18 protein-coding genes and 1 pseudogene are annotated in these 14,534 nt (G+C 57.7%); 14 read left to right on the forward strand and 5 right to left on the reverse strand.

What is annotated here, in order from left to right:
- Positions 1–19 precede the first annotated feature (19 nt).
- Positions 20–619, forward strand: coding sequence for a CGNR zinc finger domain-containing protein (locus BLV41_RS20580; RefSeq protein WP_083361028.1), 600 nt, complete (start codon positions 20–22; stop codon positions 617–619).
- Positions 620–786: 167 nt separating this feature from the next.
- A complete protein-coding gene (locus BLV41_RS20585; RefSeq protein ID WP_083361029.1) occupies positions 787–1,074 on the forward strand; it encodes an HNH endonuclease family protein in 288 nt (95 codons plus the stop codon).
- Here BLV41_RS20585 and BLV41_RS20590 read toward each other — a convergent pair.
- Positions 1,071–1,556: a GNAT family N-acetyltransferase gene (locus tag BLV41_RS20590; protein WP_244517055.1), complete on the reverse strand. Its 486-nt coding sequence runs from the start codon at positions 1,554–1,556 to the stop codon at positions 1,071–1,073. The genes BLV41_RS20585 and BLV41_RS20590 overlap by 4 nt on opposite strands.
- 287 nt (positions 1,557–1,843) lie before the next feature.
- Between BLV41_RS20590 and BLV41_RS20595 the strand changes: the two are divergent.
- Positions 1,844–2,443: pseudogene (locus BLV41_RS20595) on the forward strand (GNAT family N-acetyltransferase); the annotation flags it as partial.
- A 240-nt stretch (positions 2,444–2,683) separates the two neighbouring features.
- On the forward strand, positions 2,684–3,226 hold the full coding sequence (locus BLV41_RS20600) for a zeta toxin family protein (protein WP_074713678.1): 543 nt from the start codon (positions 2,684–2,686) through the stop codon (positions 3,224–3,226).
- A gap of 160 nt (positions 3,227–3,386) precedes the next feature.
- Here the strand turns inward: BLV41_RS20600 and BLV41_RS20605 are convergent, their stop codons facing one another.
- Complete coding sequence (locus BLV41_RS20605) at positions 3,387–3,911, reverse strand: AAA family ATPase (RefSeq protein ID WP_074713680.1); 525 nt, start codon at positions 3,909–3,911, stop codon at positions 3,387–3,389.
- A gap of 164 nt (positions 3,912–4,075) precedes the next feature.
- Here BLV41_RS20605 and BLV41_RS20610 point away from each other — a divergent pair, with 164 nt between their 5' ends.
- Positions 4,076–4,879 carry a MerR family transcriptional regulator gene (locus tag BLV41_RS20610; RefSeq protein ID WP_074713682.1) on the forward strand — a complete coding sequence of 268 codons (804 nt, stop codon included), beginning with the start codon at positions 4,076–4,078 and terminating at the stop codon, positions 4,877–4,879.
- Between the two features lie 610 nt (positions 4,880–5,489).
- Here the strand turns inward: BLV41_RS20610 and BLV41_RS20620 are convergent.
- The 3 genes from BLV41_RS20620 to BLV41_RS20630 form a co-directional block, all read right to left on the reverse strand.
- Positions 5,490–6,113: a DUF1349 domain-containing protein gene (locus tag BLV41_RS20620; protein ID WP_074713685.1), complete on the reverse strand. Its 624-nt coding sequence runs from the start codon at positions 6,111–6,113 to the stop codon at positions 5,490–5,492.
- A 179-nt stretch (positions 6,114–6,292) separates the two neighbouring features.
- On the reverse strand, positions 6,293–6,835 hold the full coding sequence (locus tag BLV41_RS20625) for a Type 1 glutamine amidotransferase-like domain-containing protein (RefSeq protein WP_170835545.1): 543 nt from the start codon (positions 6,833–6,835) through the stop codon (positions 6,293–6,295).
- Positions 6,836–7,101: 266 nt separating this feature from the next.
- On the reverse strand, positions 7,102–8,331 hold the full coding sequence (locus tag BLV41_RS20630) for an MFS transporter (protein ID WP_074713687.1): 1,230 nt from the start codon (positions 8,329–8,331) through the stop codon (positions 7,102–7,104).
- Positions 8,332–8,470: 139 nt separating this feature from the next.
- Here BLV41_RS20630 and BLV41_RS20635 point away from each other — a divergent pair, with 139 nt between their 5' ends.
- From BLV41_RS20635 to BLV41_RS22705, 9 genes are all read left to right on the forward strand, one after another.
- Positions 8,471–9,388, forward strand: coding sequence for a LysR family transcriptional regulator (locus tag BLV41_RS20635; RefSeq protein WP_074713688.1), 918 nt, complete (start codon positions 8,471–8,473; stop codon positions 9,386–9,388).
- 137 nt (positions 9,389–9,525) lie between these two features.
- Entirely contained in the window at positions 9,526–10,572 is a 1,047-nt protein-coding gene (locus BLV41_RS20640; RefSeq protein ID WP_139244531.1) for a HEAT repeat domain-containing protein, read from the forward strand.
- A gap of 341 nt (positions 10,573–10,913) precedes the next feature.
- Positions 10,914–11,261 (forward strand): immunity protein Imm33 domain-containing protein, encoded by a 348-nt coding sequence (locus tag BLV41_RS20645; RefSeq protein WP_074713691.1) that lies wholly within the window; start codon positions 10,914–10,916, stop codon positions 11,259–11,261.
- Positions 11,262–11,421: 160 nt separating this feature from the next.
- Positions 11,422–11,835 carry a hypothetical protein gene (locus tag BLV41_RS20650; protein ID WP_074713693.1) on the forward strand — a complete coding sequence of 138 codons (414 nt, stop codon included), beginning with the start codon at positions 11,422–11,424 and terminating at the stop codon, positions 11,833–11,835.
- 192 nt (positions 11,836–12,027) lie between these two features.
- Positions 12,028–12,582, forward strand: a complete 555-nt coding sequence (locus BLV41_RS20655) for a hypothetical protein (protein ID WP_139244532.1) — start codon at positions 12,028–12,030, stop codon at positions 12,580–12,582.
- 247 nt (positions 12,583–12,829) lie between these two features.
- Positions 12,830–13,258 (forward strand): hypothetical protein, encoded by a 429-nt coding sequence (locus BLV41_RS20660; protein WP_074713696.1) that lies wholly within the window; start codon positions 12,830–12,832, stop codon positions 13,256–13,258.
- A complete protein-coding gene (locus tag BLV41_RS20665; protein ID WP_074713698.1) occupies positions 13,258–13,455 on the forward strand; it encodes a helix-turn-helix transcriptional regulator in 198 nt (65 codons plus the stop codon). The genes BLV41_RS20660 and BLV41_RS20665 overlap by 1 nt, the downstream gene beginning before the upstream one ends.
- A 31-nt stretch (positions 13,456–13,486) precedes the next feature.
- The gene (locus BLV41_RS20670; RefSeq protein WP_074713700.1) at positions 13,487–13,837 is read left to right on the forward strand and encodes an SdpI family protein; all 351 of its coding nucleotides are present in this window, start codon (positions 13,487–13,489) and stop codon (positions 13,835–13,837) included.
- A gap of 411 nt (positions 13,838–14,248) precedes the next feature.
- On the forward strand, positions 14,249–14,437 hold the full coding sequence (locus BLV41_RS22705; protein ID WP_244517056.1) for a hypothetical protein: 189 nt from the start codon (positions 14,249–14,251) through the stop codon (positions 14,435–14,437).
- Positions 14,438–14,534: the final 97 nt, after the last annotated feature.

Raw genomic sequence — 14,534 nt, forward strand, 5'->3', positions numbered from 1 at the left:
AACCGTCTAAAGTGGTTCCATGGCCAAGGTTGAGGATGTGCGGAGCGGTGCGCACGTGGCTGAGGTTCCGGCTTTTCGGCTTGACAACGAACAGCTCGCGTTCCGCTTCACTGCTACCCTCAGTGACCGCAGTGGTCAGTCCGTGGAGCGGTTGCCAGACCGCGGACGTCTGGACGACTGGTTTGCGATGAACAACCTGCGACTCGGCGCAGATAACGCCACCGATTCAGATCTAACGCTGGCGCGACGGCTGCGCGAGGCCATCCACCGCGCTGGAGCTGATATCGCGGCAGGGTCCCCGACCAAGCACTCCGATATGACGCTCATCAATACGCTCGCCCAGGAAACGCAGACCTTCCCGGTGCTCAACGTGGACGGCATGCGTTGGGAGGCCGAGGGCGGCGATCAGGTACGTGCCAGTCTCGGACTCATCGCGCGTGACGCGATCATGGCCCTCGGAGGCGAGCGGCGAAGCCGAGTTAAGACCTGCGAGAACCCGGACTGCGGCGGGCTGTATGTCGATACGAGCCAAGCGCGCAACCGGCGCTGGTGCTCGATGAACATCTGTGGCAACCGCGCCAAGAAGGCTAAGTTTCGGCATGGTCGCGCCGAGCTCTGACGCTCGGCTGAGCAGGGCGCTCAGTTGCCGATCGTTGTCAGCGGTGGCTCGATCCGTATCGAGTACCTCGTCTGGATTGACTTCACCCACAGCCCCCGCCGACTCGGCCGCCGTCTACGTGCTCAGAATCGTGGGATCACCGCGCATCAGGGCCCCGTTTCTAAACGATGTCAAGTGCGCTTACACCGGCTTGGCAGGACGCGTTGGGCGCGGACTGGAAAACTGTTCACGACCGCTACCTGCACACCCTCGGCAACCTCACGCTCACCGGCTACAACCCCAGGTATTCCGACTGCCCGTTCCGCGAGAAGTGCGACATGGAAGGTGGATTCCGTGACAGCCCTGTGACTGTTGGCTTCCGTTGGCGGCTAAATCACAACTCAGATTGGCGGTTTTGGCCGTTCCACATGTGGGAACCTCCTGCGGGACAGATTCAGGTGAATCGTACTTCTTAGTCTTCTAGTGGTCGTTTCGCTTGCAACAGCAGCCCGACACAACCGGTGAAGCTGGTCGTATGAAGCTTCGCAGCCCTGGCAACCTCAGCGAACCCCCACTCACGATGGAGATCGATCGATGCCTGGTTGGATGGGTTGACGATGTACCAGGCCGAGTCCGCTCTTGCCCAGATCCAGTTCAATCTCACCTGGGTCAAGGCCCTGGCTATCCCGTGTCGCCTGAACTCGGGGAGCACTGTCACTCCGCCCAAGTAGTGCCCGCCAGGTGCCTGTCCATTGGCGTAAGACCAGAAGTGGGTCTTGCCCCACCCAACAATGTTGCCATCGGCGGAGGCGACAACAACCAGTCGGTTTTCGTCAAGAATTGCCGTGGCCATGGCCGCTATATCTGCTGGTGAGCGACCCGCTTTGGTGTCAATGTCACGTATCGCATGGATGTCACCACTCGTGGCCATCCTGACGTCAACGGGGCCATCTAACACTGCTTCATGTTGACGTCGGATGGGTAGGTATTCAGCAAATCCGCTACCTGTCATCCTTCAATTCACCCCTCATGCTCAGCCTTTTTCAAGTATTGCCGAAGCCCCAGTGCGGTCAACCACAAAAGGACACACGAAACGGCACCGCAGCCCCTTTGGGGAACGGCGGATTCTGCGGGACACATGCCAGGCTCGTTGGCCGGATGCTGAAATGTCACGCAACTGTTGGCCGACTTGCGGGCGGGATCCCTTTACGCAGAAGTTGGCTGCCAGGAAGATAAAGTTTCCACATGACTAGGATCTCCCCAATAACGCTCCGTGGAAAATACGTCACTCTCGAACCCCTGGTCGAGGACCACCACGACGGACTCGTCGAAGCGGCATCCGATGGCGAACTGTGGAATCTTTGGTACACCGCGGTACCGCGCCCCGAGGGAATGCGTGATGAGATTCAGCGTCGATTGGCCATGCAGGAAGATGGCTCGATGGTTCCGTTTACGACTCGTTTGAACGACCTTGCTACCGGTGATCCAGGCACGATCATTGGCATGACCACGTACTGCGACATCAACGCCGATCTGCCACGCCTGGAAATTGGTTACACCTGGAACGCAGCCAGTGCGCAGGGAACCGGAACGAATCCGGACAGCAAAAGGCTTCTGCTCGGTCATGCGTTTGAAACACTTAATTGCGTTGCCGTGGAGTTCAGTACGCATTGGATGAATATGCAGTCCCGCGAAGCGATTGCCCGATTGGGTGCGAAGCAGGACGGGGTGCTGCGTGCGACAAGTCGCATGGCCGATGGTTCGCTCCGAGATACCGTCATCTTCTCGATCGTTGCCTCGGAATGGCCACAGGTTCGAAGCGGCCTGGACTTGCGACTCGCGAAAAACGCTGATTCTCAACGTCCATTTGGAAGTAACCGGCTCGTAGACCGCCTGTCCGTAGCGGGAACCTCCCATGGGACAGTTTTGCGGCGTCGCATGGTGAAGATTTGGGCAGTGTCCATCGAACTCGTCCGACGCGTTGTCGATCTGGGTTGGCAAGATCTAGGGATTTGGAATCCATGGCACGGACAGGGGCGCTCGAGCTAGCCACCCCCCAGCAATAGTTAGGGGAGGATGGTCGGTATGTCGAGGAATGAGTTTGCAGTCTTTATCAACGGTAGTTACGGCGTTGGGAAATCTTCAGCCTTGGATCATGTCGCGGATCTCATGGCAGCTGCTAGGCGGCCGTTCAGTGTGATGGATGTCGACTGGTTCCATCGATCGTGGCCGCCTGCAGCCGAAGATCCTGCAAACGTTCTTACTGAAGCGAAGAATATGTCGGCGGTTTGGCAGAACTATCGCGCGACCGGGACCCGAAATCTGGTTGTATCTGGTGTCATCGCCTCAATAAGGGACCAGGCTAGGTATGCGGAAGCATTCGATCTGCGAATCCGCTCGGTCCGGCTGGTAGCTTCTGAGGAAGTTACTCGTATGCGTCTTGCTGCTCGATACAGCAACGACCAGGGCCTGAGTCTCGATTGGCATCTTGAGCGGTTCCAGGAGTTGAGCGAGAGCATAGCGCAAGCTGGGCTAGATGAGCTTGTCATCGATACGTCGTTATTGAGTCCGGCAGCAGTGGCAGAGAGCATTTGTGAGCACTTCGATCTAGTGGGCCAAGTCAGTTGAGATTCTGTCCGGTTGCTGGCCCTCGAGCATGGCCACGTCAACATTGCTGGCAAATGGTGCACGAGCTGGCTCAGTAGCGCGTCTCGTCCGGACCTGCCCGCATACGGAACCCTGAGCGGACGGTCGTGTAACGGTGTGGGCCACAACCAACGTTGGGGAGCTACGCGGCGCTGAGGGAATTTACGACTTCGGATGCGGCCCGTCCAGGCGTGAGTGCACTGGTATCGATGACATGTGCTTCCCTCCCCAACCAGCCGTGGAAGGCTTCGTCATAGGGAGTGAGGTAGTTGTATCGAAATACCGAGGGACCCATCATAGTGTCATCCTGGATCCGTTTCCTGAGGGTTTCCTGATCGGCGTGAAGCACGAAATGGCGCACCGGAATGCCGTAGGAAGCTAGGCCTTGGCTGATCTCCCGCCAATAGGGCTCGATCAAAACGGTCATCGGCATAACAAGTGTGCCTCCGGTGTAATCGAGGATGCGATGAGCCGTCTCGACGACGAGTGACCTCCACGGTGGCCAATTCTGGAAGTTGTCGGTCTCCGGTAGTCCCGGGTTGACATCCATCAGCGTCTCGCCGACCTTCTCGGCGTCGAACACACGTGAATCAGGGATCAGCTGCTGCACGAGGGCAGCCGTCGTCGTTTTTCCGACGCCATGAGTGCCGTTTAGCCAAACGATCATCGGCTCATACTAACGGACCTGCCGCTGTGCCCGGTGGGGAACGTCCTGCGGGCACCACAAATGCCGGGCCAGCCCGCGTCTCGACGGTCCGGAGAATCATCGTTCGGGTGAGGTGGCAGCTGGGCTTTTGACCCTCCGGTTGGAGGAGGGGCAATGATAGAAGTATGTTCACCATCGGCGAGTTCGCCCAGCTAACTAACATCACGGTCAAAGCCCTCCACCACTATGACGAGGTGGGATTGCTTCGGCCCGCAGAAATCGACCCTTCCAGCCGGTATCGAAGTTATGCAGCCGCTCAGCTAAGACCTGCACTGCTGATTCGAGCACTTCGTGATGTAGACGTTCCACTAAAAGAACTGGCCGACGTCGTGGATGAAGAGACTGCCACTGTCGCGCTCGAACGACACCACGCCAATCAACAAGCAGTGCGGGAGGCCCAAGACCGCGCACACGAGCGGGCAAGCGCCGTTATCCGGACGCTTGGAGCGAAGGCACAAGTGCAGGTCCGTGAGGCTCGGGCACAACCATTTATTGGGGCAGTCATACGAATCGACGATTCCGATGAGAATGGCGACTCCGAAATGAACGATGAGTTCGGTGCGCTGTATGCCGCGGCAAACGAGCTAGGCGTGCAGCCGACTGGTGAATTGTGGACGACCCTCCGATCCGGTGAACGCGAGTCGATTGATATGGTGTTGTGTCTGGCCGTCGGTGGACCGCTAGGCAAAGATTCTGTTGATTCTATTTACGAGCTCGGCGAGCTTCCGCACCGGCGCGAGATTGTCACGGCCTGGCTGGGTGATCAATCAGAACTTGTCGAGGGTGTCCTGCACCCAGCGGTAATGAAAATCTTTGAAGAGCTCGAAAGAAGCGGGCTGAGTACGAAGCTGGACAATGTCCGGCAGGTCAACAAACCTGATGGCGGTGTTGAAGTAGCCACCACCTTGAAAGCGCTTAGCAGCCCGTAGAACGAACCCTCCGCGGGACACCGCTGAGGGTTTGTTCATGTTTGGCTGCAAGCCGGGTTTGGGTCGTGTCTGATCGAAGGATTCGGGGGATGTTCATCACGAACGTGGAACCGGACGCGTTCAAGAACGCCTCGAACCGGGCCCTGAGCACTGTGATCAATGCGGCCGCAGCAACGAAAGGCTCCGCGGCACCCGGATCCGATCCTTTCGCCTTAGTCAGCACCGCGGCGAGCTATCTCACCCACTACGCGAACATCAGACTGCGGTGGGCCTGCAGAGACCGCCTTTCTACGATTAGCCGACGAAACCCGTCGCTGGGACTCTCCGTCCGGCGGTCGCCAGCCCATTCCGGCATGCCGGCGATGAAACTGCGCAAGGCCGACAGTGCGGAATCGAGTAGCTCTAAGTGCTAGAAGGCGGTGTTCTGTGATAGTCATATGGTGCACCTGGCTGATCAGACCGGCGGAGATCGCCGAGATACAGAAGAAGCTCATAGATATTTCCTGGTCCAGGTCGAGGCCACCGGAGCTGCGGCTATCCACTCCGGTGGCCTCATAGCGACGATCGCCAATGTCGCCGCATCTGCGAGGTTTGGGCGCAAAGTGTGCTGTCAACTGCCGTTTCGGGTGTCGTTGAGTGGTCCGTGGTTGAGATGGATGTCGCTGAAGACGGCCTCGCAGTGTTCCCCGAACGGCGCCTGGCTGAGGAAACCGATGTACGTAGGCGTGTGTGCGGGCGTTGGGAGGTTGAACAGCCGGACGAAGTTCCACCGCTTGCCATCGAGCGACGAGTGGAAGGCCCAGGCGTTGTTGCCGAGGGAGGCGAGGCGCAGGTAGACGCTGGTGTCGGTTACGAGGTGTGAGTTCACGTCGTCCGAGTACGTGTTGGTGACGACGCTGACGACCATAGTGTCGCCATCGGGTGAGTTCTCGAAGCAGAGCTTCGCCCAATGGTCTTTATCCGCCCAGATCGACAGGGCGCCGGCATCAAAGGTGGTTCGGTCGCTGGCTACGGTCACTTTGGCCGAGAGAGTGAAGGGCGTCGGTGGTGCGACGAACGCCAGGCTCGCTGCTGCGTGCTGCTGCTCGCCTCCGGTCGCGTCGTTGGTCCAATCGACCCCGCCCGCGCTCCGCATAGTGAGTGTTTGGGTGGATTGGTCGATCGTGGCTTCACCCTCGAGGGGGATCCACGAAAGGGGCGGCAGGGTGTCGAGTGAGAGGTGAGGGTTCGGCATGGTTCGTGCTTTCTTTTCCGTTGATGGGTGGAGCGTCGGTCACAGAGTATGCGATCGCAGCCTTGCTGATGTTCAGGGACCGGCGTCGTATTACTGGATTCTTCCAGCGCAACGCATAGTTTCAGTTGCGGACGCCCCATAAGCCGAACCTTGATCGGAACACTCAATCCAGTGTTCACTCATTGCAGCGCAACGCTGCTGCCATCAACCACCAACGCCTGGCCGTCTCGAAGCGCCCAGTACTGTTTGCCATCTTGAGCGTAAGCGGCAGCCACCTGAGTCAGGATCTCGCGTTCCGGGTGATCCGAGGTTCCGAGATGCGGCACAAAGGGGCGGTCGAGAATATTGAGGCCGTCGTACTTGACTGCTCCATATTGGAGCAAAGCATCGTCCGTTGAATCGCACTCTTCGAGACCCAACAGGCTCGGGGCGAGGACGCAACCCCCAGCACTGAAACCGGCGTAGACCAAGGAATCGGCCCTGAGGTGATCCACAATGATCGCGTCGGCTCCTGATCGGGCCATCGCAGCCCGGAGCGTGAAGACGTTGCCGCCCCGGACCCAGACAAAGTCCGGTTGACCAAACTTCACGGAAAGACTCTCGGCATCGTACAACCGCAGGTCGAGCTCATGTGCAGTGAGTCCAATGCCCGCGAGATTCGTGAGCTGGCGTTCAGTTTCTACTCGCCGCGTCTCAGGGTCAGCACCATCAAGAGCGTTCATGATGATCCACCCGTTCCTTTTACCCCGAACCAGGCTCGTGAAAGTTTCGGGACGGTCACCAAGCTGGTATGAAGACAGATAGAGGCGCATGGTGCCATTGTCCATACTTATACGCCGAGAGTCATTTTCCAATGAAGTGTGTACGTCCGCATCTGCCCGATGGGGAACCCTCTGTGAGGCAGTGGGTTCGGTGAATGAGTTGTCGGCAGGTGGGCCGGGCGTTGAAGTGTTGAGTGGCGGGCCTCAGTGTTGTGGAGTTCGTGGCGCTACTTGCCGGGCCCCACTTTCGGATAGATCGCAAGGAGAAACGCGAGTGTGGCGGTTCCCGCGGTGATCCAGAAGACGATGTTGGGGCCGGCACCGTCGTAGATTTGTCCGCCAGTGAATGAGCCTAGGGCGATGCTGGCGTTGAAGATGCTGACCCAGAGTGCGGCGACGGCTTCCCGGTGTGCGGGTTCTGCTTGGGCAGTCCAGGCTTGAGTGCTGACCGATATGCCTCCGTAGAACAATCCCCAGGCAGCCATGAGCAGGGCGGCTGCGATTGTGCTGGTTGCCAGGGATGGGAAAAGTGCGAGCGTAGCAGCGATTCCCAGGCTAAGGATGGTGACCACAGCCTTTGGGGTCTTGGCTGCTGTTGGCCCGGCAATGAAATTTCCGATGATACCGAGAATGCCGTAGATCAAGAGCATCGTGCCAATGAGGGACGCGTTCAGGCCGGCGAAGGATTCCAACGCCGGACGAACATAGGTGTAGGCGGCAAAGTGAGCCGTGACGATGAACGCGGTGATCGCAAGACCGACGCGTACTCCTGGATTCCGGTAAGCTGCCGAGAGACTGCTCAGTGGAACGCCGGCGCCAGGGGGCATTTTCGGTAAAACGACGATCATTGCCAGAGTGATCATGGTCGCGGCTGCGGCGAGAACCCAGAAGGCGGCGTTCCATCCAAAAGCGGCGCCAATGTAGGCGCCGGCAGGTACACCGAGAACTGAGGCTACGGCGATTCCGCTAAAGATGATGGTGGTCCCCAGCCCGACGGATCGAGGCTTGACCAGCTTGGGGGCCAAGCTGGCTGCGAGAGCCCAGACCCCGCCCATGCTCATTCCGAGGAGAATGCGTGCGGCAGCCATGACGGCGAAATTCGGTGAAACCGCTGTCAGGGAATTCGCAACAGCAACGAGGAACATCAGGACAACGAGTGTCGTTCGTCTGTCGATGCGGCTGGTGAGGACTGGGACAAAGGGGGCGGTAGCAGCCGCCACCAAACCGGTGATCGTCAGCGAAAGCCCGATTGTTCCTTCACTTTGCGCCAGTGTGACTCCGATAGGTGTCAGGAGACCCACGGGCATCATCTCGGCGGCAACGACGATGAACGTAGCCAGTGCCACGAGGAGAACCGCGCCCCACCGGTTTTCGCTGTGCTGCTCGGACGGCGTTGACGAGCGGGCGTGCATTGAACTGAGCGGCGGTGATTCTGGCACGGAAGTGGAATTAGACATACTCCTAGCAAAACGTGCGAAGCGGGTCGGATCAACGGCGAATCGATCATGGACCTATTAGGCAGATTAATCGATGAGGTATATTTGGTTTGATCGATAGTTGATGAGAAGGGTGGACTGAGACGTGTCGGAGCTTCCCATGCGTGAGATCGAATGCTTTCTTGTTCTCTCTGAGGAACTGCATTTTGGCCGTACTGCGGAGCGGATGTTCATTTCGCAGAGCCGGGTGAGCCAGCTGACCAGCGCCTTGGAGCGTCGCATCGGTGCGCCTCTGGTGGCACGTACCAGTCGCCGGGTGCAACTCACCGAATTCGGGGCTGAGTTTCTGGCCGCCTTGGCTCCTACCTATCGCGCATTGGCCGGAGTGGTGGAGGAAACACGAATGCGGGCACGGAATCTACCGACTCCGATACGGGTGGGGTTCCAGGGCGCAATATACGATTCGATTGCGAAGGCAATCTCCCAGTTCGAGTCGCAACATCCCCGGGCCCTGGTTCATATAAAGGAGCTGCCACTGGGTGATCCGTTCAGTGATGTGCTGGCTGGTCGTGTCGATGCGGCGGTGGTTCTGCTCCCTGTCGAAGAACCCGAACTGGTGGTAGGGCTCGTTTTCTCTCAACAGACCCAGACATTGGCTGTTTCTGTTGACCACCCCTTTGGGAAGTTGGAAAAGGTCACTGCTGAAGATTTGGCACAGGTCAGCCTTGTGCCTATCACCGGTCCTGCGCCTCAGTACTGGCGAAAGGTACACTCGCCAAAAGTGACCCCGGGAGGAATCAGGATTCCAACGCGAGGCGGGGCAAATACGGTTCAGGAAGGCCTGTCCCAGGTTGCGTCCAGCCGAAGTGGCCTCATCTTGTGCGCCGCGACGGCAGCATACAATCAACGCTCTGATGTACGGTTCGTGCCGGTGAATGGCTTGCCCAGTTCTGCATTAGGGCTCGTGTGGCGGGTCGATCACGAAAGCCCACACATTCGACTCTTCGCTGAAGCCGTCGAAGAAGCACTCAACGGCACCAGTGAGTCACAGTTTCGCGAATCGATACGCACCGGGTAGGCGGCTTCCGCGCCGGTTGCAGCCTACCCGCAAGCCGAACCCTCTGCGGGACGTTCGTTTACGTCCATCAACAGGGTTGACTTAACCCTGTTGGATGAATGCAAGGGTCGGGTTTCCGGGAGTGACATACTGTGGCTATGAATTCAGTGCCGACCTTCGCTCAGGGGCTTCGATTGCCTCAGGATGTTTCTGGAACGGATAGACGGGGTGTCCCTGATCTAAAAACGTTCACTGATGATGTTGAGGGATATATCCGCCTTCATCAAGAAGCGTTGCGGAACAATGATTTCGCCCAACGCGCGTATGCCTGCTGGGGGCTGGTGGCCGGCGGCCCAGCTTCGGTGGACTGGATCAAAGGTGCGCTCATTGGTCCTGACGACGATGTTCTCGCTGACGCTGCAGGTGTCTTACGTTGGATTGGACCGCCCCCGGAATGGCTGCCGGAACTTAGGACTTTGGCTGAAGCACTTCCGGACGGAGAGCCGGCCGATGCGCTCTTCGAGCTGTTGACGGAGATCGAAGGCCCTGGACCATCGGATCCGAAATCTAGCGACTCGGAATCGCTTTACGGTGGCGCGTACCTGCCGTTCACGGAACCCATCTGGTTCATCAATGCCTCATTCGACCGAGTCGCTACGGCTACTAGGGAATGGCTGGACGTGCTCGGGAACCGCACCTATACACACTTGGACGAGCCGCTCCCGACTATGTTCGGCCGTTTTGAAACGGGGGCCAGTGGATGGCTGAGACACTTGTTGGTGGCTACGGCTGCTGATCAGTGGACGGCCGTTTTTAGCCAAGACGGAGATGTTGGGACAGCCACTGTCGTCGGACACCGGCTGAATTGCCTGCATTTCCGAAGTTCTCATGATCGTCATATCACCAGCAACAAGGAAATCGTCAGCTATGGGGACACCTCGCTATGGATCAAGTCAGGGAAAGACGCCCTCCGTTCCATCCAAGCCAGCTACCAGTCCCGATGGCAGTGGGATGTCGGTGGCGATCCCTTACCGTTCGAGAATCTTGAGAGTTACACTGCAAAGAAAATTAGAGAAAGATTCCCACTGAGCCGTTTGAACGACTATTGTCGAGCCCTTGGCGTAGATCGAAATAACGCCGATTTCTACACCTCCGAGGGGCTGCTCATCGAAGAAGATACCAGTGCCTGGGATACCTGCCCTTGATGACAGGGGCCGAATGGCGAATCGCTAACACCTAAGCCCACCTGCCCTGCGACATGAGCGTCACGGCTCGAATGAATCCAGTACACCCAGCCATGGCGTGCAGCGCATGCACTCGTCAGTCGCCGAAAAACGAACGGCCTGTGGGACAGTCCCATGTTGGAGTGCCAATCCCGTCCAATTTGGCATGGGTCAATGCCGGCCAAGTCCAACGGTCTAGGTGGTCGAATGGCATTCTGGCCCTGCTTTCCTGCGCGGAATCGGACCGAGCCTGCCTCTGTTCGAGATCAACATGGCAACCTTAGGAATGTAAACGAGTATTTGTATCGAAACTTGGGGATTAGATGAACGGCATATCCAACCAGCAGCTCGAAGTTTGTCGTCGTGTCGGTGCAGAACCCTTGGCTAGTCCTGTGCACTTGAAAGTCGGAATTTCCCGGAATGTGGAAGACGGCGTGGCGCCGATCAATGGCCTGCGGCATGCTCCGGTGGGTGATACGACGGGCTGGTATATCTGGGCAGGGGAGGACCTGTCGGAGGACAGTGATTTCTTTGTTTCCTTGCATGTCTCCCACTTGGCAAAGTGGTGCCCGCAAGTCATTGACTACCTGGCGCTGCCGCCGGGTTCGCGGTTTCTGCTTGCGCCTGGCTACGAGGACATTTGGTTCGATGCAGCGATCGTTCACGATTGACCCAATGATCCGGCGCCGATCGGCAGAGCACCTGTTGCTCCGAGACGTTAGAGGTGTGCGGACGGGTGCCCGACAGAGGGAACCTTCACCGGTCATGGAGGTTTGCCAAATCATCCCTGGGTGGGGCGCTTAGTTCCTCATCGACTGACAGAGTTGAAGAATGAATTCACGCTCGGTTGCTGTCACTGCCATCTTGCTTCTATTTGCCGCACCAAGTCTCTCCGGGTGCTCCCTGTTCGATCCACAGGTGGACCTCACTCTGCACGACGTCGTGAACGCCGAGTACGACGCTCCCGATGTCACGACACAGGCGGAAGGCATAACAGACACGGCGTGTGTATCCCCGCGTAATTGCGTTGAGGCGTACAGCACTGCAGAAGCAGACTATTTCCGGTTTGATACCCGAAAGCGTGCTGACGAGTATGGATCTTCAGTGAAAGACGGGTTCGTCGTCAACTACATCGTCATGGACTTCGAGGGTAAGAATGCCTCAGTGGAGATGCAGCTGTGGGCGATGCAGGCTCTGGCTGGCATGTGGAACGACTACGAGGGGGACTTCCCGGACCGTGGCTAGCATTCTCGTTATGGGAACGGTCTGCGGGACACTGCAGATCTATCAGATTGCTTCTCTGCCGATGTTAGGTGGTGGCTGTGTTCCGTCGTGGGGTTGGCCACTGGGCGGTGAGATGGTGCCTGTAGAGTCTGGTTTAGTGGACTCGCCTTCGGCTGGGGCTCTCACTTCAGATGATGCAGAGGGGAAGTTGCTTTGAACGCTCTTTTCGTAGAAAGATTTAGCATTCCATACCCAGTGGGGGTTTCCGATCCTATCCTTGTCGATGAGGATCATGTGAGGATTGTCTTAAGGGGTGTGGCTGCAACGCTTGATGAGATTAGCTTCCAAGTGGAAGTAGTCGTTGCTAGCAGCGGTGAGGACTGGAGGAACCAAGGCGAGGCCCTTAGTGCTGGTAGGCCCTTCAATATGCCGTTTAGAACTCCAGATCCTGATGCATTGACGGTGCGATGCAGGTGGCGTTTGAAAGGTAGCCTCGAAGACTTTGACGATACCGACGTCTTTCCCGAGCATCATGCCGGTCCCCATACTTCTGGATCATGGAGTGGTGGACCTGAGGATAAGGTGTGGCGCGGTTTGCAGCTGTTAAAGTATCCAGTTCCTGTCCCGGGTATTGAGTCCTTTACGATCGAGCTTTCCTGGCACCTCCTAAAGGTGGAGCCAGTGCAGCGCGTCATTAGCGCCCTTGCGCTAGAGGACAGTATTGACTTCGCAACGAAATCGTCACCGAACCATCCAATGAGTCTCTGACTTTTTCATCCAGTGCAGAAGCCCGCCATGATCGTCTTGGCTCGATGAGGCGAGTGAAAAGTCGTCGAAGCCATGGCAAACGATCGAATAAATTCCGTGACGCGCTGGCATATCAGGACCGTTTATGACGTCGCACGAGGGAACCCTCACTGGGACACCAAGCGCGATTGACTGGAGGCTTCGGCAAACGATAACTATAAAGTGGTGACAAGTTGCCTTTACAGACAAGTTACCTTTACTATCAATCATGGGTACACAGCGCATTGTCCTAACCTCAGGATTCCTGGTCCTGATCATTGTCGTCACGTCCGTTTGCGGCGCGTTGGGCCTCATCACCAACCAGGAACCGGGCTGGTCCGGTGCGACTGCCGGTGCCATCACCGGTGCACTGACCGCGCTGGCCGTACTCCTCGTCCACGGGATTCGCCTCGCATTTTCCCGCACGCCGGAAGCTACGGGCCCCACCCACCATCCGGAATCCCTGGAATGGCACCGCCTCCGGGAAGCGGCCTCCGCGGCCTTTGCCGACATCCTCATCGTGCTCGCACTGGTGACAGTGGGAAGCTTCTCGGTCCTACGCACCATCGATATGAGAATCATCCTCGTGGCGCTACTCCTGACGGCACTCGGCGACTGCGCACTTCGGCTACTGGCACTTCGCCGCAAGGGCTTCTGATGCGGAACCGGCTGCCACAGCTCCGCGCCGACAAAGCCCTGTCCCAAGCCTCATTGGCTTCCGCCTTGGGCGTTTCCCGGCAGACCATCGTTTCCATTGAACGCGGACATTTTTCACCGAGCCTGCCGCTGGCTTTCAGGATCGCCGCCCTGTTTGATTGCACGATCGAGGATATTTTCACACCCGACCCGGACTGAACCACAAACCACCACACAAGGGAAAACCATCATGAACACTGCTTGGATACTTGTTGCTGTAGGCCTTCTCGTCGCCCTGATGACGTTTCTGGCTGCCACTGGCGTTCTCAAACCAAACGGACTGATCGGGATTCGTACCCCGTCCACCAAACTAAGTCCCGAGGCGTGGAGAAGGGGCCATGCCGCGGCGGCCCGCGTTACTGTTCCTCTCGGCCTTGTGGTCTCGGCGTTTGGGCTCTGCCTGGCGCTGGGGTGGCCGGAATTCCTGGTCCGTCTTGGCCAGCCAGCGGCCCTGGCGGGCATTGTTGTCATTGCCGTTGGAACGCTCATCAGCGGCCGCATCGCCGAGACTGCCGCCAAGAAGGTGAACACCGCGGGTTGATGAGAGACCACGGTGCTGGTTTCAGGTTCTGCCGCAAAACTCACCGAGGGCAAATACCAAGACCGCAGGGGGAACGCTCACTGGGACGGCGAGGCCAGGTTGTTGCTCTTAACTGAAACTGGGTCAGCAGTTGTGCTCCACTGCAGTGCTTCGAATCATGAAACTGATTGACTGAGAGTGCCCAACGTAGTCGAGTATGAAAAACAGAGGTAACAGGTGTTTGTTAGGTACCAAGCGCGCGTTCCCAACCGCCGGGGGATTCACACCGGAGTGTTTGGGCTTGCCAATGGGCTCGCCCTTGAAGGAAAGCTCAGCGACACAGAACGGGCTGCGTGGAGGGCTGGAAATGACTGGTTCAATCTGGCCTACCCTGATCCATCTAAGTCGAATCCCGGTGTTTATGATCCTCAGGTGAACCCGCAGGCGGCGGCTTGGTTCAAGGACACTGCAAAGCATTTACTTGAACGCATCGAACCGTACTTGGAAATGCTCATCAGACATGACGTGCAGGTTGTGAGACTCGTCAATGATGACCCCGGCCAGGTCATCTACGAAGATGAGGTGCAGGTTGTTGTTGTTCCGCACAAAGCCTCGAACTGATTGTCATATCCCATAGCCAGCTTCCCAGCCCGTAACCGGAACCCTCTGCGGGCGATGCTTGAAAGCGAAATTTTAACCGCATGCATCTTCTGTGATC

The sequence above is a fragment of the Arthrobacter alpinus genome (assembly GCF_900105965.1).
Classification (GTDB): Bacteria; Actinomycetota; Actinomycetes; order Actinomycetales; family Micrococcaceae; genus Specibacter; species Specibacter alpinus.